A 23,842-nucleotide genomic window follows, 5' to 3' on the forward strand; every position below is an offset into this window, starting at 1 on the left:
AAAACAACTAACCGGAAAACGATCCGGTCTGCCGGTTAGTTGTCCTCAAGTTTCAGGAAGCCGGCGAGGTTGCAGTTTCCGCTGCATCCTCACTGCGATGTAGCGCCACCTGACGAATCGACAAACGAATCTCCGCCGGCAACACCCGTTTGGCTGCGCCTTCGGCCAGTTCTCCAAGCAGTTCGTGATAACTCAACTTGCCTGCTTCGTCGCGACGCAGCACGTCGAGATCGAGCATTGTCTGGATGAAGTGGCGGAACAGGCTCTTGTCGAAGAACTCCGGTGCGTTCAGGCCATGCAGGATCGACAGGCGCTGGGCCATGACCGTGCACAGGTCTTCCAGTTCTTCGGCGCTGATGGTGTTCTGGCCGGCGTTGAGCAACAACGACACGGTCATGTAGAAGCGTTGCAGGGTCTGGGCGATGCTCTTCGACAGCAGGGTCAGCAGCACGAAATGCCGCGAGCTCGGTGCCGGGCGCAGGTACACGTCTTTCTCGAAACGCAGCAGGCCTTGTTCGACGAACGCCTCCAGCCACTGGTCGATAACCGCATCCAGTTCGTCCAGGCTCCAGCGGATGAACAGCTCCGCCTGCAGATACGGATACAGCGCACGGGTGTAGCGCAGGATCTGCTCGCGGCTCATGCGCGAAGTGCTCTGGAAGAAACTCGCGAGCAACGCCGGCAGGGCGAAGATGTGCAGCACGTTGTTGCGGTAATAGGTCATCAGGACGGCGTTCTGTTCGTCCAGATAGAGAATCTTGCCTAGCGCATCGTTCTGCTCGGACAGCAGATCCATGTCTTTGACGTGTTCGATCAACGCCCGGCCATCACCCTCCGGCAACGTGGTGTGCGGCGAGTACGGAACCTTGCGCAACAGCGCCAGATACAGATCCAGCACCCGCGCCATGGCCCGATCGTCCAGTGCCAGACGAGTGGTCGACAGCAGCGCCAGCGCCACCAGGTTGACCGGGTTGATCGCCGCCGCTTCGTTCAGGTGCTGCGCGACTTTTTCGCCGAGGCGATTGGTGGTTTCGTTGAGCCACGCCGGTTTGAACTGCGGGCCCAGCTCCTGCTGGCGCCAGCCCGGCTGCTCACTGTCGAGGAACTCCGCGAGTTTGATCGGTTCGCCGAAGTTCACCGCCACCTGGCCGAAACGCTGCTTGAGCGCGCCGATGACTTTGAAGATGTCGAAAATCGATTCTTTCTTCTTGCTCGCGCCGCGCAGTTCGCCGAGGTAAGTCCGCCCTTCAAGCACGCGCTCGTAGCCGATGTACACCGGCACGAACACGATCGGCATCCGCGAGGACCGCAGGAAGCTGCGCATGGTGATCGCCAGCATCCCGGTTTTCGGTTGCAGCATGCGCCCGGTACGCGAGCGGCCGCCCTCGACGAAGTACTCGACCGGGAAGCCCTTGGTGAACAGGGTGTGCAGGTATTCGTTGAACACCGAGGTGTACAGCGGATTGCCCTTGAACGTGCGGCGCATGAAGAACGCACCGCCACGACGCAGCAGACTGCCGATCACCGGCATGTTGAGGTTGATCCCGGCGGCAATGTGCGGCGGGGTCAGGCCGTTACGAAACAGCAAGTACGACAGCAAGAGATAGTCGATGTGACTGCGGTGGCACGGCACGTAGATCACTTCGTGACCTTGGGCAACCTTCTGCACGCCTTCGATGTGGTTGACCTTGATCCCGTCGTAGATCTTGTTCCAGAACCAGCTCAGCACCACTTCCAGAAAGCGGATCGCGGTGTAGGTGTAGTCCGAGGCGATCTCGTTGCCGTAGCGCAGGGCCTGGGCCTTGGCTTTTTCCGGGGAGATGTTTTCGCGCTCGGCTTCATCGAGGATCGCTTGCCTGACCAGCGGCTGGTTGAGCAGACCTTTGACGAGGTTACGGCGGTGGGAAATGTCCGGGCCGATCACCGCAGCCTTGAGATTGCGGAAGTGCACCCGCAGGATTCGCTGAGCCATGCGCACGGTGCGCTCGTGGCCCTTGTTGTGTTCGATCAGTTCGCGCAGGTGGATCGGCGCGGAGAATTGCACGCGGGTCTTGCGCCCCAGAATCATGATGCTCAGCAGCCGACGCAGGCGCCCGGTGACGGCCCAGCTGTCGGCGAACAGCAGTTTCCACGGGCTGTTTTCGCTATCCGGCGACTGGCCCCAGAACACGCTGACCGGAATGATCTGCGCATCTTCGGCGGCATTCTGACTGAGGGCGCTGACCAGTCGGGTCAGGGTCGGCGGTGCGCCGCGCTTGTCCTGGCGGCCGAGCCAGTCCGGGTCCGGCGTCAGGTAGAAGAACGCCGCCGGTTCGATCAGCGAACCCACGGACACCGGCAACACCGGGCGCGGCAGACCGGCCTTGGTGCACTCGGTGTCGACCACCGCCAGATCGGTGAGCGATGGGTTTTGCAGGACGTAGAACACCGGACGACTGCGGTCGAGGTTGAGGGTGAACGACGACTGGTTGATCGTCTCGGAGCGAACCCAGAGATACAACAGTCGGCGCAAGGTGCCAAACACAAGACGGCGGAACGGGGAACGGGTCATACGGCTTCTGCGTGAGTGGATAAACCGAGCGTTTGCTCGGGAGGGCGACAGTTTGCCGGATTACTCGAAAATCGGCAAAAAAGCGGCGAAGTAATCTCCTGTTGAGAGTTTTGCCGCCTGTCATATACTCGGCGGTCTGTCGCCGGGGCCCTTTTATGGACGTCGGACGCAGGCTGACGTTCCGCAAAGGCTTTCCTGCGAAAAGCCTGTTCAATAATAAAAAAGGAGTATGAACAGATGGCAACACGTGAAACCGGCAACGTGAAGTGGTTCAACGACGCCAAGGGCTACGGCTTCATTCAGCGCGAAGACGGGGTGGACGTGTTCGTGCACTACCGCGCGATCCGCGGTGAAGGCCACCGTTCGCTGACCGAAGGTCAGCAGGTTGAATACGCGGTGGTGGAAGGGCAGAAGGGGTTGCAGGCTGAAGACGTGGTCGGGTTGTAAACCGCACTCTTCGGATCCCCGGAAAACACTGTGGGAGCGGGCTTGCCCGCGAAAGCGGTTTGTCAGCCACCTCCATTTTTGGATGTGCCGCCGCCTTCGCGGGCAAGTCGAAGCGTCGAACCGCCGCTCCCACAGGTTCTGTGTACAGCTCCGTTATGCCGTTTTCCAGGTGATTTCTTCTTCACCGTCTTCGCTGATCCGGATCCAGCGGTCCGCCGTTTCCTCACCTTCTTCCTCGACCCAGGTCCCCGGCGCGCAGCGCACTTCGACGTTCAGCGCGGCAAAGGCTGCGCGGGCGCAGGCGATGTCGTCGTCCCATGGGGTCTGGTCGCTTTCCAGGTACAGGCTGTTCCACTTGCCCACGGCTTTCGGCAGCCAGGTCACCGGGATGTTGCCGGCCTTGCATTTGTAGGTCTGACCTTTCTGTACCCAGTCGCTGCAAGGGCCGAGGGCTGCGCCCAGCCAGGCGGAAATGGCCTTGTGGTCGACGTCGGCGTCTTTCAGGTAAATCTCGATGTCCGGTTGGCGCATGGATATCCTCACTGCGGGTCTGAAAAATCCATTCGCGGATTTAGCCGGCCCCGGGCTGCTTGCCCGAGTCCAAAAGTTATTGAAGAACGAAATAATCGTAGCGCATCGACACGGTGGTCACGAACGGCTCGGCCTGCTCGATCACCGCCGCACGGCGCTCGGCACTGGCGCGCCAGCCGTGAGGCGTCATCGCCAGCAGGTTGGCGCGATCCTCGGGCTTGTCCAGCGTCAGCTTGAATTCCAGGGTTTCACTGTGCGCCAGCGCCATGCCTTCCGGCACCAATGCCAGATGCTTGTCGTCGGTGTACTCACGCACTTCGTCGTACAGGCGTTCGCGCAGTTCCATCAGATGGCCACTGGTCGGGCCGACTTTCATCAGGCCGCCGCCAACGCTGAGCAGGCGCTTGGCCTCTTCCCAGTCCAGCGGGCTGAAGACACTGGCCAGAAACTGGCAGCTGCCGGAAGCCAATGGCACACGGGCCATGCTCGCAATCAACCACGTCAGCGAAGGATTGCGTTTGCAGGCGCGCTTGACCGCTTCCTTCGAGATATCCAGCGCGTAACCGTCAGCATCCGGCAAGGCCTCGGCGATCTGCGCGGTGTAGTAGCCCTCGCCACAACCGATATCGACCCAGCGGGCCGGCGCATAACTGGCCGCAAGTTCCGCCAGACGCTTGGCCACCGGCGCGTAATGCCCGGCGTTCAGAAAGTCGCGGCGGGCCTCGACCATCGCCTGATTGTCGCCGGGATCGCGGCTGTTCTTGTGCTGCACCGGCAGCAGGTTCAGGTAACCCTGACGCGCACGGTCGAAGCGGTGGCCGGCGGGGCAGACCACGCCGTTGTCCACCGCGTTCAGCGGTTCACTGCAGATCGGACACGCAAGCATCAGGCGAGCAACTTGATCAGGGTCTGGTAGTAGATCTCGGTCAGCACGTCGAGATCGGCCGCCAGTACGCGCTCGTTGACCTGGTGGATGGTCGCGTTGACCGGGCCCAGTTCAACAACCTGGGTACCCATGGTTGCGATGAAACGGCCATCGGAGGTGCCACCGCTGGTGGACGCCTTGGTCTCGCGACCGGTGATCTGCTTGATGCTCGACGACACCGCGTCGAGCAGCGCGCCCGGCTCGGTGAGGAACGGCAGACCGGACAGCGCCCAGTCGATGTGCCAGTCCAGACCGTGCTTGTCGAGGATGTCGGCGACGCGCTTCTGCAGGCCTTCGACGGTCGATTCGGTGGAGAAACGGAAGTTGAACAACGCCACCAGATCGCCCGGAATCACGTTGGTGGCGCCGGTGCCGGAATTGACGTTGGAAATCTGGAAACTGGTCGGCGGGAAGAAGTCGTTGCCGTGATCCCAGTGCTCGGCGGCCAGTTCGGCCAGGGCCGGAGCAGCGAGGTGGATCGGGTTCTTCGCCAGGTGCGGATAGGCCACGTGGCCCTGCACGCCGCGCACGGTCAGTTTGGCGCCGAGGGAGCCACGACGACCGTTTTTCACCACATCGCCCACCAGCGAGGTGCTCGACGGTTCGCCGACGATGCACCAGTCCAGACGCTCGTTACGCGCTGCCAGACGCTCGACCACAGCCTTGGTGCCGTGATGCGCCGGGCCTTCTTCGTCGCTGGTGATCAGGAACGCGACCTTGCCCTTGTGATCCGGGTAGTCGGCGACGAAGCGCTCGGCGGCAACGGTCATCGATGCCAGGCTGCCTTTCATGTCCGCCGCGCCACGGCCGCAAAGCATGCCGTGTTCGTCGATCACCGCGTTGAACGGGTCGATCTGCCAGGCGGTCACCGGACCGGTCGGCACCACGTCGGTGTGGCCGGCGAAGCACAGCACCGGGCCGTCGTTCTTGCCGTGAGTCGCCCAGAAGTTATCCACATCTTCGATGCGCATCGGCTCGAGGGTGAAGCCGGCATCGCCCAGGCGCTGCATCATCTGCTTCTGGCAATCGGCGTCGACCGGCGTCACGGACGGACGGCGGATCAGGTCGATGGCGAGTTGGAGGGTCGGCGAAAGGTCGGCGTGGGCCGTCATGGAAAACTCCGGATGCTGTAAATGTGGGAGCGAGCTTGCTCGCGATGACGATGTCCTGTTCAACATAAGTGTTGAATGTGACGGACTCATCGCGAGCAAGCTCGCTCCCACAGGTCTAGTGGCAGGCCATCGGGGCCTTGGCCCTGCAAAATGGCGGTTATCTTAAAGCAAAACGGCGACCATTGGCCGCCGTTTAGTGCTTCGTCGAGGAATTAGACGACAGGTGCCGGTTCAGGCGCCGCCGAAGGTTTCGGCAGCGACGACAGGAACGCCATGATCAGCGCTGCCACGTACGGCAGCGACTGCACCAGCAGCATTGCCACCCAGAAGCGCATGTCGTTGCTCGGAATGCCCTGCACAAGGAAGATCCCCAGCGCCGCGCCCCACAACAGCAACATGATGAACAGCTCTTCCCGGGCCTCGGAAATCGCCACCCAGAAGCCATGGTTGTCGGCGTTTTTCGGGGTGCGGAAGAACGGAATGCTGCTGGTGAAGAAGCCGTATAGCACCGCCTTGGCGATAGTGTGCGACAACGCCAGGCCGGCCAGTGCCGCGCAGAACGCATCCTTCAGGTTCACGCCCACGGCGCGACGGTACAGGAAGATGATCTTGCCGACCTTGAACACGAACAGCGCCAGCGGCGGGATTGCGAAAATCAGCAACGGCGGGTCGACCCGTTGCGGCACGATGATCATCGCCGCCGACCACAGCAACGCGCCGACAGTGAAGAAGATGTTCATGCCGTCCGCCACCCACGGCAGCCAGCCCGCGAGGAAGTGGTAACGCTGGCCGCGAGTCAGCTCGGTGTCCTTGCCGCGCAGCAGGCTGCGGGTGTGACGCTTGATGATCTGGATCGCACCGTAGGCCCAGCGGAAACGCTGCTTCTTGAAGTCGATGAAGGTGTCCGGCATCAGACCCTTGCCATAACTGTCGTGGTAATACGCCGCCGACAGGCCTTTCTCGAACACCCGCAGACCAAGCTCGGCGTCTTCACAGATGCACCAGTCAGCCCAGCCCAGTTCTTCCAGAACCGAGCGACGGGTCATGGTCATGGTGCCGTGCTGGATGATCGCGTCGCGGTCGTTGCGGGTCACCATACCAATGTGGAAGAAGCCTTTGTATTCGGCGTAGCAGAGCTTCTTGAATGTGCTTTCGTTCTGGTCGCGGTAGTCCTGCGGCGACTGCACCACGGCGATTTTCGGGTCGGCGAAGTGCGGCACCATGTGCTTGAGCCAGTTCGGGTGCACGCAGTAGTCGGAGTCGATGACTGCGATGACTTCGGCGTCCTTGGCGGTGTGCGGGATCAGGTAATTCAGCGCGCCGCCCTTGAAGCCGGCCAGGGGCGAAACGTGGAAGAACTTGAAGCGCGGGCCGAGGGTTTCGCAGTAGTCGCGAACCGGTTCCCAGACCGCCGGGTCCTTGGTGTTGTTGTCGATGATCAGGACTTCGAAGTCCGGATAGTCGAGGTTGGCCAGGGCGTTGAGGGTCTGTTTGACCATCTCCGGCGGCTCGTTGTAGCAAGGCACGTGGATCGAGACTTTCGGGCGGTAGTCCGAATCGCCGACCACCGGCAGGAATTCACGGCGACGCTTGTGAATCCACACCGCCTCCGCCAGTTCGTGGGCTTCGGTCAACAGCACGATGAACACCCCGAGCGCACCGAGCGCCAGCAGGAAGCCCACTGTCAGGCTGAACCACGTGCTGTATTGCTGGCTGTAGTCGTAGCCGATCCACACCAGTACCGAACCGCACAGGAACGCGATAAAGGTCAGGAAGGTACGGCCGCGCTGGCGCAGGGCCGAACCGTCGATCATCAGCAGGGTCAGCGACAACAGCGCCAGCACCACCGAACCGATGGCCAGCACGCGCCATTGCGGGATCGCCACCACCGGGCCTTCGAAGTTGAATTTCTGCTGGCGCGCGGCGTTGAACACGCCCCAGTAAGCGCCGACCGAACCTTCGTCGCTGGCCTTCCACGGCTGGTCAAATGCTTCGATCACGAAGTAGTTGAAGCCCTGGCGGTTGAGTTTGTTGACCAGCGTGCGCAGGTAGATTGCCTGATCCGCCGGCGACGCATCGGCGCCACCGCGCATGCGGCCGTTGCTCGGCCAGCCCACTTCAGACAGCAGCAGCGGCTTTTTCGGGAACATCTTTTTCAGGTCGCGGGCGCGGTCGAAAACGAACTGCCCGGCCTTGTCCACCGGAATGAATTCCCAGTAAGGCAGAACGTGCGCGGCGATCAGGTCGACGTGCTTGGCCAGTTCCGGGTGTTCTTCCCAGACGTGCCACTGTTCGGAGGTGGTCACCGGCACTTTCACGGCCGCGCGCACGCGGTCGAGCAGTACGCTGAGTTCCTGGGCGGTGATTTCCTTGCGGAAGATCGCTTCGTTGCCGACCACCACGCGAACCACGCTGCGTGAGGTGTTCGCCAGTTCGATGGCGCGGGTGATTTCCCGTTCGTTGCGTTCCTGGTCGGGGCTGATCCAGATCCCCAGGGTCACGCGCAGGCCGAACTCTTCAGCCAGTTTCGGGATGTCTTGCAGGGAACCGTCGACCGAGTAGATGCGGATGTTGTCCGTCAGCTTGCTCATGATCTCCAGGTCGCGGCGCATTTCGTCGTCAGTCGGATACTGATCCTTCTGCGGGAACTGTCCTTGCTGGAACGGTGAATAGGAGAAACCGGAGATCTGCTCCGGCCAGTTCGGCGCGGAGACGGGGCGGTTGATCAGTGCCCAGAAACCGGTGAACAGGGCGGCGATTGCCAGAACCACCACCAGGTTGAGTCCAAATTTACGCGATGACATAGCTGTGTCGGGTTCCAAGGTCTGTGGAACGAAGGGTCGGCTGGTTGACGCCTGAGGGCGCGCATCCTACACCGGCAGTTCGCCGAGTCCTACAACAGACAGGGAAATGCCGGACATTGGGCAATCCAACCCGACTTAAGTTCTTTCGTTTCAGCATGTAAGGCAAATCTTTGTTACGTGCAGCTTTAATTAAAGCAGGCAGGTTCGCCGTTCATAGCGCAAAGGTGCTCTTGGCCGCCGACGGCCCTATAATGCGCGCCGGTTTTTGGGGTAATGGTCATGAGTACAGAAGATCCGCGGTTTGCAGGCATCGCCCGTTTGTATGGCATTGACGGGATGGAGCGTCTGCGCGCCGCCCACGTGGCGATTGTCGGCGTTGGCGGCGTCGGTTCCTGGGCGGCGGAAGCCATGGCCCGTTGCGGGGTGGGCGAGATTTCCCTGTTCGACCTCGACGATGTCTGCGTCAGCAACGCCAACCGGCAGCTGCATGCGCTGGACAGCACGGTCGGCAAACCCAAGGTCGAGGTGATGGCCGAGCGTCTGCGCGGGATCAACCCGGACTGCAAGGTGCACGCCGTGGCGGACTTCGTTACCCGCGACACCATGGCCGAATACATCACGCCGAACATCGACTGCGTGATTGACTGCATCGACGCCGTTAACGCCAAGGCCGCGCTGATTGCTTGGTGCAAACGCCGCAAGATCCAGATCATCACCACCGGCGGTGCCGGCGGGCAGATCGATCCGACGCTGATTCAGGTCTGCGATCTCAACCGCACGTTCAACGATCCACTGGCTTCGAAAGTGCGCTCCACGTTGCGTCGCGACTACGGCTTCTCGCGCACCGTGACCCGTCACTACAGCGTGCCGTGCGTGTTCTCCACCGAACAGCTGCGCTATCCGAAACCGGACGGCAGCATCTGCCTGCAGAAGAGTTTTGTCGGGGACGGCGTGAAACTGGACTGCGCCGGCGGGTTTGGCGCGGTGATGATGGTGACGGCGACGTTCGGCATGGTCGCGGCGACCAAGGCGGTGGACAAGATTGTCGCGGGCGTCCGGCGGCCGGCGGATCGGGTCAAGCCTCAGGCTTGAAGCAGAGGGCTGCTGCGCAGCCCTTTACTGCGCCAGCTCGTTCATCCGTTGCAACACGGTATTCAGGCCATTGCTGCGCGACGGCGACAACTGCCGCGACAGCCCCAACTGATTGAACCAGTCCGGCAGATCGACCTGCTGCAATTCTTCGGCATTCAAGCCGTTGACCCGCAACAGCAACAACGCCACCAATCCGCGAATCATCCGCGCATCGCTGCTCGCTGCGAATTGCCAGTGGCCGTCGCGCAGCTCGCCGACCAGCCACACCTGACTTTCGCAGCCATGCACCCGATTTGCATCGCACTTGTCCGCATCGCTCAACGGCGGCAGGCGATCACCAAACTGCATCAAAAGCCGCGCCCGCTGTTCCCAACCGGCCGCATTCTGAAACGTTTGCAGCGCTTCGGCGGCCTCTACCGGCAGGCTCATCGCAACAACTCCAGCGCCTGATCCAGCGCTTCAAAGAAGCGCTCCAGATCTTCGGAATCGTTGTACAGGGCCAGGGATACACGGATCGCCCCGGCCAGTTCAAAGCGCTTGAGCAGCGGCATCGCGCAGTGGTGCCCGGCACGCACGGCGATGCCTTGTTCGGTCAGCAAGTGCGCCAGATCAGCGTTGTGCACACCTTCGACGACAAAACTGGCCAGCGCCAGTTGTGGCTTGCCCAGCAGGCGAATGCCATTGCGAGCGGCGAGGCCACGCAACAGGTAATCGTGCAGCGCGGCTTCGTGGGTGGACACGGCGTCCAGATCCAGACCGGCGAGGTAGTCGAGGGTTGCGCCAAGGCCGATCACGCTGGCAATCGGCGGCGTTCCGGCTTCGAAACCCAGCGGAGCAGGGCGGAAACGGGATTCGTGATAATTGGCTTCCAGCACCATTTCGCCGCCGAACTGCCACGGCCGCAGTTGCTCGAGCGCTTCGTTGCGCCCGAACAGCACGCCGAGGCCATCGGGGCCGTACAGCTTGTGGCTGGAAAACACATAAAAATCGCACCCCAGGTCCTGCACGTCATGGCGGCCGTGGACCACGCCTTGAGCGCCATCAACCACCGTCAGCGCGTTTTGCGCCCTGGCCATCGCCAGCAGGGCCGGCAACGGTTGCCAGGCGCCGAGCACATTGGACAACTGGCTGACCGCCAGCAGACGGGTGCGCGGACCGATCAGGTGAACGGCGGCGGCGAGGTCGATCACACCGTCATCGTCCAGCGGCAGGATCACCAGTTTGAGGTCGCGACGTTGTGCCAGTTGCTGCCACGGCAGCAGGTTGGCGTGATGCTCCAGGGCGCTGATGACAATTTCATCGCCCGGATGGAAAAGATGTTCCAGGCCATAAGCCAGGAGATTCAGCGCGCTGGTGGCGCCGTGGGTGAAGATGATCTGCCCGCTGTCACCGGCATTCAGCCACTGGGCGACCTTCAGGCGACTGTCCTCGAACGCCTGCGTGGCGTGGGCGCCGGGCAAGTGCTGGGCACGGTGCACATTGGCCGCGCCATTGGCGTAGTAGTGCGCCAGCGCGTCGAGCAGAGCCTGGGGTTTTTGCGTGGTGGCGGCGTTGTCCAGATAGGTCTGGTCTTGCCGTTGCAGGGCGGCGATGGCCGGGAAGTCGGCGCGCCAGGGGGAGGGAATCATCATGCTTTCGAGCCCTGGTGAACTTGGGCGGGTTAACGCCGAACCCTGAGGGAGCGGGCTTGCCCGCGAAGGCGATCTTTCGAACGCCATCGCAAGCAGGTCGGCTCCCTCAGGTGAGCTTCTGGCGCTTAGTTGTGAGCGTGCAGCGCTTCGTTCAGTTCGATTGCCGATTTGTGGGTCTTGCATTCCACGGCACCGGTTTCCGAATTGCGGCGGAACAGCAGGTCGGTCTGTCCGGCCAGTTCACGGGCCTTGACCACTTTGACCAGGTTGTTGTTTTCGTCCAGCAGCGCCACCTTGGTGCCAGCGGTCACGTACAGACCCGACTCGACGGTGTTGCGATCGCCCAACGGAATACCGATACCGGCGTTGGCGCCGATCAGGCAGCCTTCGCCGACCTTGATCACGATGTTGCCGCCGCCCGACAGGGTGCCCATGGTCGAGCAGCCGCCGCCCAGGTCCGAACCCTTGCCGACGAATACGCCAGCGGAGACGCGGCCTTCGATCATGCCCGGGCCTTCGGTGCCGGCGTTGAAGTTGATGAAGCCTTCGTGCATTACGGTGGTGCCTTCACCCACGTAGGCGCCGAGACGCAGACGTGCAGCGTCAGCGATACGCACGCCGGCCGGTACCACGTAGTCGGTCATTTTAGGGAACTTGTCCACCGAGAACACTTCCAGCAGCTCGCCGCGCAGACGGGCTTCGAGTTGCAGCTCGGCCAGTTCGCTCAGGTCGATGGCGCCCTGGCTGGTCCAGGCCACGTTCGGCAGCAGCGGGAAGATCCCGGCCAGGCTCACGCCGTGCGGCTTGACCAGACGATGGGACAGCAGGTGCAGCTTCAGGTACGCCTCTGGCGTGGAGGTCAGTTGAGCGTCTTCAGCCAGCAGGGTAGCGACCAGCGGCTTGTGGCTTTCAGCCAGACGGGTCAGCAGCTTGCCCTGGACGGCGTCGATGCCTTTCACGGCTTCAGCCAGTTGTGCGGCCTGTGCGGTGGTGAAACTGATTGCCTGGTTGCCTTCGGTGTAGCCGAGGATCGGTGCCACGGCAGCGACCAGTTCGGCCGAAGGGTTGAGCAGCGGCTGGGCGTAGAACACTTCCAGCCACGCGCCTTGACGGTTCTGGGTGCCGACGCCGAAAGCGATACTGAACAGAGAGTTGGACATGTGAATACCTCTACAAAAAGTGACGGGCTGCTTACTTGAGCGCGGCCGCGTAGATATCTGGCTTGAAGCCAATCAGGGTTCGGTCACCGAGATCGAGCACCGGGCGCTTGATCATCGAGGGTTGAGCGAGCATCAGTTCGATGGCTTTCGACTGGTCGAGATCGGCTTTGCGTTCGTCGTCGAGCTTGCGAAAGGTCGTGCCTGCGCGGTTCAACACCGTTTGCCAGCCGTGTTCGTCACACCATTGGGTCAGGTGTTCACGGTCGATGCCGGCGGTTTTGTAGTCGTGGAAGTCGTAGCTGACAGCGTGTTCATCTAGCCAGGTGCGCGCCTTCTTCATGGTGTCGCAGGCTTTGATGCCGAAAAGGTGCAACGTTTTGCTTGAAACGGTCAAGGAATCGCCCCCTTTACAGGTTGCCGGAAAGAAAAGGTGACGGATTATGCCACGACCGGACGGTTTCGGCGTCGCCGCTGGCCGGGGTTTGTCCCATTGTCACTGGCTGCCGTCCACCGATGTGCGACATAGGTGCAACGGTCAGCCACAGCCTAAGCGGCTAATATGGCAGTTCAACGCTGTCGATTGTCCGGGATTTCCGCTTTATGCAAACCGCTTATACCGTCCTGATCCTGCTGATGCTGGTCAGCGTTTCGCGTCTGGTCGGACGGGTCATCCCGTTGCCGCTGCCTTTGGTGCAAATTGCCGCCGGGGCCTTGCTGGCCTGGCCAACACTTGGCCTGCATGTGGCGCTCGATCCCGAGCTGTTCCTGTTTCTGTTCCTGCCGCCGCTGTTGTTCTCCGATGGCTGGCGCATGCCCAAACGCGAATTGTGGCGCCTGCGCGGGCCGGTGCTGACGCTGGCGGTCGGGTTGGTGCTGTTTACCGTGGTCGGTGCCGGCTACTTCATTCACTGGCTGCTGCCGACGATTCCGTTGCCGGTGGCCTTCGCGCTGGCGGCGGTGCTGTCGCCCACCGACGCCGTGGCGGTGTCGGCGATTTCGCAGAACCGCTTGCCGACGCCGCTGATGCACATGCTGCAAGGCGAAGCGTTGATGAATGATGCTTCGGGCCTGGTGACCTTCAAGTTCGCCCTGGTGGCGGCGGTCACCGGTGCGTTTTCATTGGCCAACGCCAGTCTGACGTTCGTGCTGGTGGCGGTCGGCGGGCTGGCTGTGGGTGTCGCGTTAAGCTGGCTGGTGGGCCGCTTGCGCGCATGGATGATCGCCCGGGGCTGGGACGATCCGGCGACCCATGTGGTGTTCATGTTGCTCCTGCCGTTTGCCGCTTACGTGCTGGCCGAACGTCTTGGCGCATCGGGCATTCTCTCGGCGGTGGCGGCGGGGATGATGCAGAGCTGGCTCGACCTGCTGCCGCGCCAGACCAGCACCCGCTTGCTCAATCGCAGTGTCTGGTCGTTGCTGGAGTTCGCCTTCAACGGTTTGATCTTTCTGCTGCTCGGCCTGCAATTGCCGGACATCATCAAGGCTGTCGTCAGTCACGAAACCTCATTGTGGCCGACCCTGTTCTACCGCTGTCTCGACGTGGTGGCGATTTTCCTGGCACTGGTGCTGCTGCGTTTCATCTGGGTGCAAAGCATCTGGCGTCTGTCGGTCCTGCTGCGTCGCTTGCGCGGCAAGGGCGACCTCACGCAAGTGCCAACGGCCCGATCCTGCTGGCTGCTGACGGTCGGCGGGGTGCGCGGAGCGGTGACGCTGGCGGGCGTGATGTCGGTGCCGATGCTGATGGGCAGCGAGGCCTTTCCCGAACGTGATCTGCTGATCTTCATCGCCGCCGGGGTGATCCTGATGTCGCTGGTCGCAGCCTGCATCGCCCTGCCGTTGCTGCTGCGCGGGATCCAGAAAAGCCCCGACGACAAGCGTCGCCAGGAAGTCCGCGATGCCTGGCGCAAGACCGCCGAAGCGGCAATCCACGCGCTGGAGATCGAAGAGGTCAACCCGCAGGATGCTGCGCAAGCGGCACTTTCGGCAGAGCTCAAGGCGCGGATCATGTCCGAGTATCGTCATCAACTGGAGGTGTTCAACGATTCGGCGGAAGCCCAGGCGCTGGCATTCCAGATGGACCTGCTTGAGCGCCGCCTGCGTCTCAAGGCGCTGCGCGCGCAACGCCTTGAGTTGTACAGCCTGAGCCGTCAGCACCAGATTGGTGATGACGTGTTGCGGGAGGTGTTGGGCGAGCTGGATTTGAGTGAGGCGAATCTGGGGCAGGTCAAATAGGAAAAGCGTTACTTGGGATAGAGCAATCTCATCAGACGTTTGTCTTTTCTACTGATCCGGCGGTTGATCGGCACCTCCCAGTCGCCCACCGTCAATGTGTTTGCCACCGGGTGGTGCATGATCGATTTCCGGTCGTAGGAGGTGTAGATCGCGTCCAGTGTGTCGAAGGACGCGAACAGGTTTCTGTCGACCTGCTCCTCGGTGAGCGGGTTCATTTCCCGATTTTTGTAGAACTCGTACACCTTAGGCTTATCCCACGGAATATTGGCCTTGGGGTGCTGATGTTCGTGCATTGCACCCAATGCGTGGCCGAATTCGTGGATCACGATCACCTCGAAGTCTTCATGTTCCGGTTTGACCCCCAGATTCATGGTGGGATGGTCGGGGTGGATCAACAGCGCATCGGTGCCCAGCATCGAGCTGTTGTCATTGTTTTTTGTTGCAATCCGGATGTCGCCTTTCAAATCGTCGACAAATTCAAACTTCAGGTTGATGTAAGGCAGCCATTGCCTGGCCGCAGCGATAATCCTGTTCTTGTGATCGGTATCGGGTGAGTCCATGAAAGCAACTTTCAGGGTGCGGCCGTTGGCCCAGAGTTTTGAATAGTGAACGATGGAGCGTTTACGTCGAGTGCCGGAACTTGTACCGGCATTGGCGGGGTTTTCATTGATGGCTGCCGTATAAGCGGCTTGATCATCGGGCCATTGAATGAGTTGGCAATCCAGCAGATCGTCCATTTGCACTTCTTCCTTGAAGTTAAAGTTTTGAGTTTGTTTGTGCGCAGAGACAGGCGCGGCTCAAGACTAACGTCTGGCCGGAGGGCAAGTGAGATAAATAGTTGGAGGATCTGTAACTCGATATATGAGGCGCCCGTGCCGGATTGCCCGGCACGGGCGTTCAGGCGTTACTTGTGGCGCAGGACGAAATCGCGGATGCGTTCGGCCGCTTCGACGCATTCAGCCAGCGGCGCAACCAGTGCCATGCGCACGCGGCCGGCACCCGGGTTGACCCCGTCGACATCCCGGGACAGATACGAACCCGGCACCACGGTTACGTGCTCTTCGGCAAACAGATCACGGCAGAACGCGGCGTCGTGACCTTGCACGTTTGGCCACAGGTAGAAGCTGCCATCCGGACGCTGCACGTCCATCACCGGGCTGAGGATCGCCAGCACGGCATCGAACTTCTCGCGATACAGCGCACGGTTGGCGCGCACATGCACTTCATCATTCCACGCGGCAACGCTGGCCAGTTGGGTCTGAACCGGCATCGCGCAGCCGTGGTAGGTGCGGTACAGCAAGAAACCCTTGAGGATGTCGGCATCACCGGCAACGAAACCGGAACGCAGGCCCGGCAGGTTCGAGCGCTTGGACAGGCTGTGGAACACCACGCAACGCTTGAAGTCTTTGCGACCCAGTTCGGCACAGGCGCTGAGCAGACCTGGTGGTGGCGTCTGTTCGTCGAAGTACAGTTCGCTGTAGCACTCGTCGGCAGCGATCACGAAGTCGTACTCGTCGGCCAGGTCGATCAGCTTTTTCAGCACGTCGACCGGGATCAGCGCGCCGGTCGGGTTGCCCGGCGAGCACAGGAACAGGATCTGGCAGCGTTTCCAGATGTCCGGCGATACCGCGTCGAAGTCCGGGTTGAAGCCGTTCTCGTCCAGGCATGGCAGGTAGTGCGGCTTGGCCCCGGCGAGGAACGCCGCGCCTTCGTAGATCTGATAGAACGGGTTCGGGCTGACCACCAGCGCGTCGTCGCCACGGTTGACCACTGTCTGGGTAAACGCGAACAGCGCTTCACGGGTGCCGTTGACCGGCAGCACGTTGCGCGCCGGATCGATCCAGCCGCTCGGCACATTGAAACGACGCTCGCACCAGGCGGCGATGGCTTCGCGCAAGGCCGGAATGCCGAGAGTGGTCGGGTACACTGCCATCTGATCCAGGTTGTTGGCCAGGGCTTCGGCGACAAAGCTTGGCGAACGGTGTTTCGGCTCGCCGATGGACAGCGCGATCGGGCGCTTGTCCGGGTTTGGCGTGACGCTGCCGAGCAGGGCGCGGAGCTTTTCGAACGGGTAGGGCTGCAACTGGGTCAGAGCGTTGTTCATCGGTGCGGGGTCTCGTGCAAAGCGGTTGAATCCGGGGGCGCAATCAAATGCTGATGCGCGACAGTTTGATATCGGGTTCCTGATTGACGCTGAGCTGCTCGACGATGGCATCCTGCAAACGGCTGCACAGCAGCGGGTCGGACAGCGGCTGATTGTGGGCGTCGGTGATGAAGAACACGTCTTCCACCCGCTCGCCCAGGGTAGCGATCTTGGCGTTCTGCAGCGACAGATCGAACTCCAGGAAAATCCCGCCGATCCGTGCCAGCAGGCCGGGCCGGTCGGGTGCAGTGAGCTCCAGAACCGTTACCGGACGCTGGGCGTCGTTGTGGATCGTCACTTGTGGTGCGAACGCAAAGTGCTTGAGCTGGCGCGGCACCCGACGCTGGATAATGGTCGGGTAATCGTCAGGATTGCGCAGGGCTTCGGTCAGACCGTCACGGATCTGCTTGATCCGCAGCGGATTGTCGCCGATCGAATCGCCATCGGTGTCGAGCACGATATAGGTGTCGAGGGTGAACTGGCTGCTGGACGTGATGACCCGGGCGTCGTGAATGTTCAGATTGAGCTGGTCCATCGCGGCCACGGTCACGGCAAAGAAATCGTGCTGGTCCGGGGCGTAGATGAAGATCTGTGTACCGCCCTCGAATTCGCGCTGGGTGGTTTCCTTGATCAGCACCAGCGGGCCGCCGTCGGCCGGCTGCTGGAGAATCGCATCACTGTGCCAGGCCACGTCGCCAGCGGTGTGGCGCAGGAAATAATCGTCGCCCAGTTGCGCCCACAATTGCTCGACGTCGTCCGGATCGGTGCCGCCGCGCACCAGAATGTCCAGCGCTGCGCTCTGGGTCTGGCGGATCTGTTCTTCGCGGTCCACCGGGTTTTCCAGGCCGCGACGCAGGGCGCGCTTGGTCTCGGTGTAGAGCTGGCGCAGCAGGCTGGCGCGCCAGGAGTTCCACAGGGTCGGGTTGGTTGCGTTGATGTCGGCCACGGTCAGCACGTACAGGTAGTCGAGGCGGGTTTCGTCGCCGACGATCTGGGCGAAGTCATGGATCACCTGCGGGTCGGACAAGTCCTTGCGCTGGGCGGTGGTCGACATCACCAGATGGTTCTGCACCAGCCAGACGATCAGGCGGCTGTCCCACACCGGCAGTTGATGGCGCTGGCAGAACGCCTCGGCATCCACTGCGCCGATGTCCGAGTGGTCGCCGTGCCGGCCCTTGCCGATGTCGTGATACAGGCCCGCCATGTAGATCAGTTCAGGCTTCGGCAGCTTGGCCATGAGCTTGGCGGCCAGCGGGAATTTTTCCGACACCTGCGAGTACTGCAATTTGCGCAGGTGTTTGATCAGGTTCAGCGTGTGGGCATCGACGGTATAGATGTGGAACAGGTCGTGCTGCATCTGTCCGACGATGAAACCGAATTCCGGCAGGTAACGTCCGAGAATGCCGTAGCGGTTCATCCGCCGCAGGTTGCGGTGAATGCCGATCTTGCACTTGAACAGTTCGATGAACAGGCTGGTGTTGCGGATGTCGTTGCGGAAATTGTCGTCGATCAGGTGACGGTTTTCCCGCAGCAGGCGAATGGTGTCGGCGCGCACGCCCTTGATTTCCGGCTGCTGGGCCATCAGCACGAAGATCTCGAGCATGGCGAACGGCGTGCGGCGGAACACGTTGTCGTTACGTGCCTCGATGTAGCCGTCGTGCAGCTGGAAGCGCGAGTTGATCGGCTGCGGCGGCGCTTCGTCTTCCGGGGCGAGGATGACTTCCTCGAAGTGCTGGATGATCAGGTCGCTGAGCTGGGCGATGCTCATCACCACGCGGAAGTACTGCTGCATGAAGTTTTCGACGGCCTGCTTGGCGTCGTCACCTTCAAACCCCAGCAGCCCTGCGATTGTGCGTTGATGGTCGAACAGCAGGCGGTCTTCGGAACGGCCGGCCAGCATGTGCAGCGCGTAGCGCACTTTCCAGAGGAATTCCTGGGACGACGCCAGCAGGGCGTTTTCACTCTCGACCAGGAAGCCTTCGCCGGCCAGGGCGCGCAGGTTCAGGGTGCCGTACTGGCGACGGGCGACCCACAGAATCGTCTGAATATCCCGTAGTCCGCCGGGCGAGCCTTTGACGTTGGGTTCCAGGTTGTATTCGGTGTCGTTGTATTTGTGGTGGCGGGCCTTCTGCTCGGAGCGTTTGGCCAGGAAGAACTCCTTGCTCGGCCACATGTGGGCGGTGCTGGTGACATCGAGCATGCGCTGGCGCAAACGCTCGGGGCCGCAAATGGTGCGGCTTTCCATGAGGTTGGTGACCACCGTCAGGTCGGCGCGGGCCTCTTCGGCGCATTCATCCACCGAGCGAACGCTCTGACCGACTTCCAGGCCGATGTCCCACAACAGCGTCAGAAAGCGCTCGATGGAATCACGGAAGATTTCGTGGTCGGCGCTGTCCAGCAGAATCAGCAGGTCGATGTCGGAATAGGGGTGCAACTCACCGCGACCGTAGCCGCCGACCGCGACCAACGCGATGTCGGCGTCTTCGCTCCAGTTGAACTGGTCCCAGGCCTTTTGCAGGATGTTGTCGACGAACCAGGCGCGATCCTCGATCAGCCGCCGGATGTCGCGGCCGCTGCGAAAACGTGCATCGAGCACTTCGCGGGCCTGGCGGATTGCCTTCTTGAACGCGGCGATAGGGCTCGCTTTCAGGGCCAGTTCAGCCTGGAACTGGCCGCGGTCGAAGAGTTCGGGATCCACCTGCGGCATCGATTGGCTTTCCTTCTATAGGCTGGGAGCAGTTCCGGATCAGGCCGATACGCGCGGGATCGTGTCGTCGCTGCGCAGGGTGAAGATTTCGTAACCGGTGTCAGTGACAAGCAAAGTGTGTTCCCACTGCGCCGACAGCTTGCGGTCCTTGGTGATCGCGGTCCAGCCGTCGCCCAGCACCTTGGTGTCGGCCTTGCCCTGGTTGATCATCGGCTCGATGGTGAAGGTCATGCCGGCCTTCAGTTCCATGCCGGTGCCGGCGCGGCCGTAGTGCAGGATCTGCGGCTCTTCGTGGAACACCTTGCCGATGCCGTGACCGCAGAATTCGCGCACCACGGAGAAGCCGTTCTTTTCAGCGTGCTTCTGGATGATCTCGCCGATGTCGCCGAGGCGGCAGCCGGGTTTGACGATTTCGATCGCCTTGTACATGCATTCCTGGGTGACCTGGGACAGGCGCTCGGCCCAGACCGGCACGGTGCCGACGTGGAACATGCGGCTGGTGTCGCCGTGGTAGCCGTCCTTGATCACCGTGACATCGATGTTCAGGGTGTCGCCGTTTTTCAGCGGCTTGTCGTTCGGGATGCCGTGGCAGACCACGTGGTTGATCGAGGTGCAGATCGACTTCGGGTAGCCCTTGTAGTTGAGCGGGGCAGGGATGGCTTTCTGCACGTCGACGATATAGTCGTGGCAGATCTGGTTCAGCTCATCGGTGGTCACGCCCGGCTTGACGTGTTCGGCAATCATTTCCAGCACATCGGCGGCCAGTTTGCCGGCGACACGCATGCCAGCGATGTCCTCGGGAGTTTTGAGGGTGACGGTCATACAGGCTCTCTCTGCGCTCGACGGCGCTTGCTGATACGGACAGGGCGGCGGTATTCGCCTGGCCGCCCTGAAAAACGCGATTCTAACAGACCAAAGGCGCAAATCCGCGCCTGCGTGCATCGCTTCTCTCTATACAATAGTGCGCGCAAGGCCGATTCCAAGGGGCCGGCATCCATGTCCCTGACGGGATTAAAGATTCCGGGTTCCGTTTGCGGCCTTGCTGTGGTATAAAATGCGCCGCTTTCCGGGGATAGCTCCGGGAGCATTAACCCACACACGTGTCGACACGATGGCCTGGGTGCCTTTGATCCTCGGATCAGGGGTTGGTCATTGGGATACGTGGAGGCCCAACCCGACTTATCAAGGAACTATCATGTCCCAAGTCAATATGCGCGATATGCTGAAGGCCGGTGTGCACTTCGGTCACCAAACCCGTTACTGGAATCCGAAAATGGGCAAGTACATTTTCGGCGCGCGTAACAAGATTCACATCATCAACCTTGAAAAAACCCTGCCAATGTTCAACGAAGCTCTGACTTTCGTAGAGCGTCTGGCCCAGGGCAAAAACAAGATTCTGTTCGTCGGCACCAAGCGTTCCGCTGGCAAGATCGTTGCTGAAGAAGCAGCACGTTGCGGTTCGCCGTACGTCGATCACCGCTGGTTGGGCGGCATGCTGACCAACTTCAAGACCATCCGTGCTTCCATCAAGCGTCTGCGTGACCTTGAAGTACAAGCCGAAGACGGTACTTTCGCCAAGCTGACCAAGAAAGAAGCGCTGATGCGCTCCCGTGATCTTGAGAAGCTGGATCGCTCCCTGGGCGGCATCAAGGACATGGGCGGTCTGCCAGACGCACTGTTCGTGATCGACGTTGACCACGAGCGCATCGCGATCACCGAAGCCAACAAGCTGGGCATCCCGGTTATCGGCGTTGTCGATACCAACAGCAGCCCGGAAGGCGTTGACTACATCATCCCAGGCAACGATGACGCAATCCGCGCTATCCAGCTGTACATGGGTTCGATGGCTGACGCAGTTATCCGTGGTCGCAACAATGTTGCTGGCGGTACTGTTGAATTCGCAGCTGAAGAAACTCAGGCTGCAGCTGAGTAATTGACGCCCTGGCGTTGACTCAGTAAGCAAAAAGGGGGCTTGGCCCCCTTTTTGCCACCTCGAAAACCATCTGTTGGCGCCCGCTTGTGGCAGCGCTCGCCCTGTATCTGTAACGTGCAGCGGCTACAAGGTGGTTCGGGAAGAATTGAACGCCCGTTCGATCGGGTGGAATGGTTGAAAACCTATCCAAGAGGAATTTGAAAATGGCAGCAATTACTGCAGCGTTGGTCAAAGAACTGCGCGAGCGTACCGGCGAAGGCATGATGGATTGCAAGAAAGCCCTGGAAAAGGCTGGCGGCGACATCGAAAAAGCCATTGATGACATGCGTGCTTCGGGCGCGATCAAGGCTGCCAAGAAAGCCGGCAACGTTGCCGCTGAAGGCGCTATCGCTGTCAAGGCTGACGGCAAGTCCGCCGTTCTGCTGGAAGTGAACTCGCAGACCGACTTCCTGGCCCTGCAGGACGACTTCAAGAACTTCGTCGCTGAAAGCCTCGAAGAAGCCTTCGCTCAGAAGCTGACCGACGCGGCTCCGCTGATCGCTTCGCGTGAAGCTGCTCGTGAAGCCCTGGTTGCCAAGTGCGGCGAAAACGTCAACATCCGTCGTCTGGCGCGTGTTGAGGGTGACGTTGTAGGCGCTTACCTGCACGGCAACAAGATTGGTGCAGTGGTTGTTCTGAAAGGCGGCGACGTCGACCTGGCCAAGAACATTGCCATGCACGTTGCAGCTTCGAACCCGGAGTTCCTGGACGCGTCGGAAATCTCCGCCGAGGCCATCGAGCGCGAGAAGAACGTATTCCTGCAGCTGAATGCCGACAAGATCGCCGGCAAGCCGGAAAACATCGTTGAGAACATGATCAACGGTCGTATCACCAAGTTCAAAGCCGAAGCCTCGCTGAAAGAGCAAGCCTTCGTCATGAATCCTGAAGTCAAGGTTGGCGAGCTGGCCAAGAAAGCCGGTGCCGAAATCGTTTCCTTCACCTACTTCAAAGTAGGCGAAGGCATCGAGAAGCCAGTTGACGACTTCGCTGCCGAAGTTGCCGCTCAAGTGGCTGCCGCCAAGCAGTAAGACGGTTTTTCAACTGTCGCCCGAAAGAGGCTGCCCGCTCACGCGCGCAGCCTCTTTTCAGATAGGGTTACCAATTTTTAATTGGTTTCCCCTTGGAACTGACTTACAAAGCCATGTTCCGATGGCGCTGAAGCAGCGCCACGCTAGAGTGAACGCAGCTGCAAACAGCTCGCAAAGAATTTTTAAATACGCCGCAGGAGAGATTCGCAATGGCTCAGCAGGGCAGTGGTTATCAGGCTCGCTATAAACGCATTCTACTCAAGCTTAGCGGCGAGGCCCTGATGGGCTCGGAAGAGTTCGGGATCGATCCGAAAGTGCTGGATCGCATGGCGCTGGAAGTCGGCCAGCTGGTCGGCATCGGTGTTCAGGTCGGTCTGGTTATCGGCGGCGGCAACCTGTTCCGCGGTGAAGCGCTGAGCAAGGCCGGCATGGATCGGGTCACCGGCGACCACATGGGCATGCTGGCCACTGTGATGAACGCCCTTGCCATGCGCGATGCGCTGGAACGTGCCAATATCTCGGCCATCGTGATGTCGGCCATTTCCATGGTCGGTGTGACCGATCACTATGATCGTCGCAAGGCCATGCGTCACCTGAACTCCAAGGACGTGGTGATTTTCGCGGCCGGTACCGGCAATCCGTTCTTTACCACGGATTCGGCAGCCTGCCTGCGTGCCATCGAGATCGACGCGGACGTCGTACTCAAGGCAACCAAGGTCGATGGCGTCTACACCGCCGACCCGTTCAAAGACCCGCATGCCGAGAAGTTCGATCATCTGACTTACGATGAAGTACTGGATCGCAAGCTGGGCGTAATGGATCTGACGGCCATCTGCCTGTGCCGCGACCACAAGATGCCATTGCGCGTATTCAACATGAACAAGCCCGGCGCCCTGCTGAACATTGTGCACGGCGGCGCTGAAGGAACCCTGATCGAGGAAGTTCAACAATGATCAACGAAATCAAGAAAGACGCCCAAGAGCGCATGAAGAAGTCGATCGAGTCGCTGAGTCATGCATTCGGCCAGATTCGTACCGGCAAGGCTCACCCGAGCATTCTGGGTAGCGTGATGGTGCCTTACTACGGTGCCGATACCCCTTTGAGCGGTGTCGCGAACGTAACGGTGAAAGACTCCCGGACCCTGCAGGTCGTGCCGTTCGAGCGCAACATGCTCACGGCGGTCGACAAGGCGATCATGAACGCCGGTCTGAACCTCAATCCGACCAACCTTGGCGAGCTGCTGCTGGTTTCCATGCCGGCGCTGACCGAAGAAACCCGTAAGGGCTTCACCAAGCAGGCGCGCGCAGCGGCTGAAGATGCTCGCGTTGCCGTGCGCAACATTCGCCGCGATGCACTGGGCGACTTGAAAAAGCTGGTCAAGGACAAGGAAATCAGCGAAGACGAAGAGCGCCGTGCGGCGGCTGATATCCAGAAGCTGACCGACAAGGCTGAAGCTGATATCGACGCGGCTACCAAGGAAAAAGAAGCGGATCTGATGGCCGTATAA

20 protein-coding genes are annotated in these 23,842 nt (G+C 60.8%); 7 read left to right on the forward strand and 13 right to left on the reverse strand.

The genetic code is table 11. The annotated features are described in order from the left end of the window. Positions 1–52: 52 nt before the first annotated feature. Positions 53–2,551, reverse strand: a complete 2,499-nt coding sequence (gene plsB / locus IF189_RS05685) for a glycerol-3-phosphate 1-O-acyltransferase PlsB (protein WP_134825630.1) — start codon at positions 2,549–2,551, stop codon at positions 53–55. 237 nt (positions 2,552–2,788) lie between these two features. Here plsB and IF189_RS05690 point away from each other — a divergent pair, with 237 nt between their 5' ends. After that, positions 2,789–2,998, forward strand: coding sequence for a cold shock domain-containing protein (locus IF189_RS05690; RefSeq protein ID WP_007954750.1), 210 nt, complete (start codon positions 2,789–2,791; stop codon positions 2,996–2,998). A 153-nt stretch (positions 2,999–3,151) separates the two neighbouring features. On the opposite strand, the gene IF189_RS05695 is transcribed toward IF189_RS05690, so the two are convergent. From IF189_RS05695 to IF189_RS05710, 4 genes are all read right to left on the reverse strand, one after another. After that, on the reverse strand, positions 3,152–3,529 hold the full coding sequence (locus IF189_RS05695) for a hypothetical protein (protein WP_085729795.1): 378 nt from the start codon (positions 3,527–3,529) through the stop codon (positions 3,152–3,154). Between the two features lie 76 nt (positions 3,530–3,605). Beyond that, positions 3,606–4,415 carry a putative RNA methyltransferase gene (locus IF189_RS05700; RefSeq protein WP_134825631.1) on the reverse strand — a complete coding sequence of 270 codons (810 nt, stop codon included), beginning with the start codon at positions 4,413–4,415 and terminating at the stop codon, positions 3,606–3,608. Next, on the reverse strand, positions 4,415–5,566 hold the full coding sequence (gene dapE, locus IF189_RS05705) for a succinyl-diaminopimelate desuccinylase (protein WP_134825632.1): 1,152 nt from the start codon (positions 5,564–5,566) through the stop codon (positions 4,415–4,417). Before dapE ends, IF189_RS05700 begins: the two co-directional genes overlap by 1 nt. A gap of 212 nt (positions 5,567–5,778) precedes the next feature. Continuing rightward, positions 5,779–8,370 (reverse strand): glycosyltransferase, encoded by a 2,592-nt coding sequence (locus IF189_RS05710; protein ID WP_134825633.1) that lies wholly within the window; start codon positions 8,368–8,370, stop codon positions 5,779–5,781. Between the two features lie 273 nt (positions 8,371–8,643). Here IF189_RS05710 and tcdA point away from each other — a divergent pair, with 273 nt between their 5' ends. Further along, positions 8,644–9,462, forward strand: coding sequence for a tRNA cyclic N6-threonylcarbamoyladenosine(37) synthase TcdA (tcdA, locus tag IF189_RS05715; protein ID WP_192552963.1), 819 nt, complete (start codon positions 8,644–8,646; stop codon positions 9,460–9,462). 24 nt (positions 9,463–9,486) lie between these two features. Here tcdA and IF189_RS05720 read toward each other — a convergent pair whose 3' ends face one another. The 4 genes from IF189_RS05720 to IF189_RS05735 all read right to left on the reverse strand — a co-directional run bounded on the left by IF189_RS05720 (position 9,487) and on the right by IF189_RS05735 (position 12,593). Further along, complete coding sequence (locus tag IF189_RS05720) at positions 9,487–9,891, reverse strand: SufE family protein (protein WP_192552964.1); 405 nt, start codon at positions 9,889–9,891, stop codon at positions 9,487–9,489. Next, a complete protein-coding gene (locus IF189_RS05725) occupies positions 9,888–11,093 on the reverse strand; it encodes an aminotransferase class V-fold PLP-dependent enzyme (protein WP_192552965.1) in 1,206 nt (401 codons plus the stop codon). Before IF189_RS05725 ends, IF189_RS05720 begins: the two co-directional genes overlap by 4 nt. A gap of 125 nt (positions 11,094–11,218) precedes the next feature. Continuing rightward, positions 11,219–12,253: a 2,3,4,5-tetrahydropyridine-2,6-dicarboxylate N-succinyltransferase gene (gene dapD / locus IF189_RS05730; protein WP_119427163.1), complete on the reverse strand. Its 1,035-nt coding sequence runs from the start codon at positions 12,251–12,253 to the stop codon at positions 11,219–11,221. 31 nt (positions 12,254–12,284) lie between these two features. Then, positions 12,285–12,593 (reverse strand): arsenate reductase, encoded by a 309-nt coding sequence (locus tag IF189_RS05735; protein WP_042607053.1) that lies wholly within the window; start codon positions 12,591–12,593, stop codon positions 12,285–12,287. Between the two features lie 260 nt (positions 12,594–12,853). On the opposite strand from IF189_RS05735, the gene IF189_RS05740 reads away from it, so the two are divergent. Then, entirely contained in the window at positions 12,854–14,485 is a 1,632-nt protein-coding gene (locus tag IF189_RS05740; RefSeq protein WP_192552966.1) for a Na+/H+ antiporter, read from the forward strand. Positions 14,486–14,493: 8 nt separating this feature from the next. Here the strand turns inward: IF189_RS05740 and IF189_RS05745 are convergent, their stop codons facing one another. From IF189_RS05745 to map, 4 genes are all read right to left on the reverse strand, one after another. Continuing rightward, positions 14,494–15,222 carry a M12 family metallopeptidase gene (locus IF189_RS05745; protein WP_192552967.1) on the reverse strand — a complete coding sequence of 243 codons (729 nt, stop codon included), beginning with the start codon at positions 15,220–15,222 and terminating at the stop codon, positions 14,494–14,496. Positions 15,223–15,389: 167 nt separating this feature from the next. Further along, positions 15,390–16,589 carry a succinyldiaminopimelate transaminase gene (dapC, locus tag IF189_RS05750; protein ID WP_192552968.1) on the reverse strand — a complete coding sequence of 400 codons (1,200 nt, stop codon included), beginning with the start codon at positions 16,587–16,589 and terminating at the stop codon, positions 15,390–15,392. Between the two features lie 43 nt (positions 16,590–16,632). Next, complete coding sequence (locus IF189_RS05755; protein ID WP_085712837.1) at positions 16,633–19,335, reverse strand: [protein-PII] uridylyltransferase; 2,703 nt, start codon at positions 19,333–19,335, stop codon at positions 16,633–16,635. A 39-nt stretch (positions 19,336–19,374) separates the two neighbouring features. Beyond that, positions 19,375–20,157 (reverse strand): type I methionyl aminopeptidase, encoded by a 783-nt coding sequence (map, locus tag IF189_RS05760; protein ID WP_085729805.1) that lies wholly within the window; start codon positions 20,155–20,157, stop codon positions 19,375–19,377. 373 nt (positions 20,158–20,530) lie between these two features. Here map and rpsB point away from each other — a divergent pair, with 373 nt between their 5' ends. The 4 genes from rpsB to frr all read left to right on the forward strand — a co-directional run bounded on the left by rpsB (position 20,531) and on the right by frr (position 23,842). Continuing rightward, positions 20,531–21,268: a 30S ribosomal protein S2 gene (rpsB, locus tag IF189_RS05765; protein ID WP_003222119.1), complete on the forward strand. Its 738-nt coding sequence runs from the start codon at positions 20,531–20,533 to the stop codon at positions 21,266–21,268. Between the two features lie 203 nt (positions 21,269–21,471). Then, positions 21,472–22,335, forward strand: coding sequence for a translation elongation factor Ts (tsf, locus tag IF189_RS05770; protein WP_134825640.1), 864 nt, complete (start codon positions 21,472–21,474; stop codon positions 22,333–22,335). Between the two features lie 209 nt (positions 22,336–22,544). After that, the gene (gene pyrH, locus IF189_RS05775; protein ID WP_011332683.1) at positions 22,545–23,288 is read left to right on the forward strand and encodes a UMP kinase; all 744 of its coding nucleotides are present in this window, start codon (positions 22,545–22,547) and stop codon (positions 23,286–23,288) included. Continuing rightward, entirely contained in the window at positions 23,285–23,842 is a 558-nt protein-coding gene (gene frr / locus IF189_RS05780) for a ribosome recycling factor (protein ID WP_085688727.1), read from the forward strand. The genes pyrH and frr overlap by 4 nt, the downstream gene beginning before the upstream one ends.

The sequence above is a fragment of the Pseudomonas sp. IzPS59 genome (assembly GCF_014863505.1).
GTDB classification, from domain to species: Bacteria; Pseudomonadota; Gammaproteobacteria; order Pseudomonadales; family Pseudomonadaceae; genus Aquipseudomonas; species Aquipseudomonas kribbensis.

Excerpts from the sequence above, each read along its gene's own strand:
- dapD (WP_119427163.1), bottom strand. The coding sequence starts at position 12,253 with ATGTCCAACTCTCTGTTCAGTATCGCTTTCGGCGTCGGCACCCAGAAC.
- IF189_RS05720 (WP_192552964.1), bottom strand. The coding sequence starts at position 9,891 with ATGAGCCTGCCGGTAGAGGCCGCCGAAGCGCTGCAAACGTTTCAGAAT.
- pyrH (WP_011332683.1), top strand. The coding sequence starts at position 22,545 with ATGGCTCAGCAGGGCAGTGGTTATCAGGCTCGCTATAAACGCATTCTA.
- IF189_RS05745 (WP_192552967.1), bottom strand. The coding sequence starts at position 15,222 with ATGGACGATCTGCTGGATTGCCAACTCATTCAATGGCCCGATGATCAA.
- map (WP_085729805.1), bottom strand. The coding sequence starts at position 20,157 with ATGACCGTCACCCTCAAAACTCCCGAGGACATCGCTGGCATGCGTGTC.
- IF189_RS05690 (WP_007954750.1), top strand. The coding sequence starts at position 2,789 with ATGGCAACACGTGAAACCGGCAACGTGAAGTGGTTCAACGACGCCAAG.
- IF189_RS05725 (WP_192552965.1), bottom strand. The coding sequence starts at position 11,093 with ATGATGATTCCCTCCCCCTGGCGCGCCGACTTCCCGGCCATCGCCGCC.
- IF189_RS05710 (WP_134825633.1), bottom strand. The coding sequence starts at position 8,370 with ATGTCATCGCGTAAATTTGGACTCAACCTGGTGGTGGTTCTGGCAATC.
- tcdA (WP_192552963.1), top strand. The coding sequence starts at position 8,644 with ATGGTCATGAGTACAGAAGATCCGCGGTTTGCAGGCATCGCCCGTTTG.
- plsB (WP_134825630.1), bottom strand. The coding sequence starts at position 2,551 with ATGACCCGTTCCCCGTTCCGCCGTCTTGTGTTTGGCACCTTGCGCCGA.
- rpsB (WP_003222119.1), top strand. The coding sequence starts at position 20,531 with ATGTCCCAAGTCAATATGCGCGATATGCTGAAGGCCGGTGTGCACTTC.
- IF189_RS05735 (WP_042607053.1), bottom strand. The coding sequence starts at position 12,593 with ATGAAGAAGGCGCGCACCTGGCTAGATGAACACGCTGTCAGCTACGAC.
- IF189_RS05695 (WP_085729795.1), bottom strand. The coding sequence starts at position 3,529 with ATGCGCCAACCGGACATCGAGATTTACCTGAAAGACGCCGACGTCGAC.
- IF189_RS05755 (WP_085712837.1), bottom strand. The coding sequence starts at position 19,335 with ATGCCGCAGGTGGATCCCGAACTCTTCGACCGCGGCCAGTTCCAGGCT.
- IF189_RS05740 (WP_192552966.1), top strand. The coding sequence starts at position 12,854 with ATGCAAACCGCTTATACCGTCCTGATCCTGCTGATGCTGGTCAGCGTT.
- frr (WP_085688727.1), top strand. The coding sequence starts at position 23,285 with ATGATCAACGAAATCAAGAAAGACGCCCAAGAGCGCATGAAGAAGTCG.
- IF189_RS05700 (WP_134825631.1), bottom strand. The coding sequence starts at position 4,415 with ATGCTTGCGTGTCCGATCTGCAGTGAACCGCTGAACGCGGTGGACAAC.
- dapC (WP_192552968.1), bottom strand. The coding sequence starts at position 16,589 with ATGAACAACGCTCTGACCCAGTTGCAGCCCTACCCGTTCGAAAAGCTC.
- dapE (WP_134825632.1), bottom strand. The coding sequence starts at position 5,566 with ATGACGGCCCACGCCGACCTTTCGCCGACCCTCCAACTCGCCATCGAC.
- tsf (WP_134825640.1), top strand. The coding sequence starts at position 21,472 with ATGGCAGCAATTACTGCAGCGTTGGTCAAAGAACTGCGCGAGCGTACC.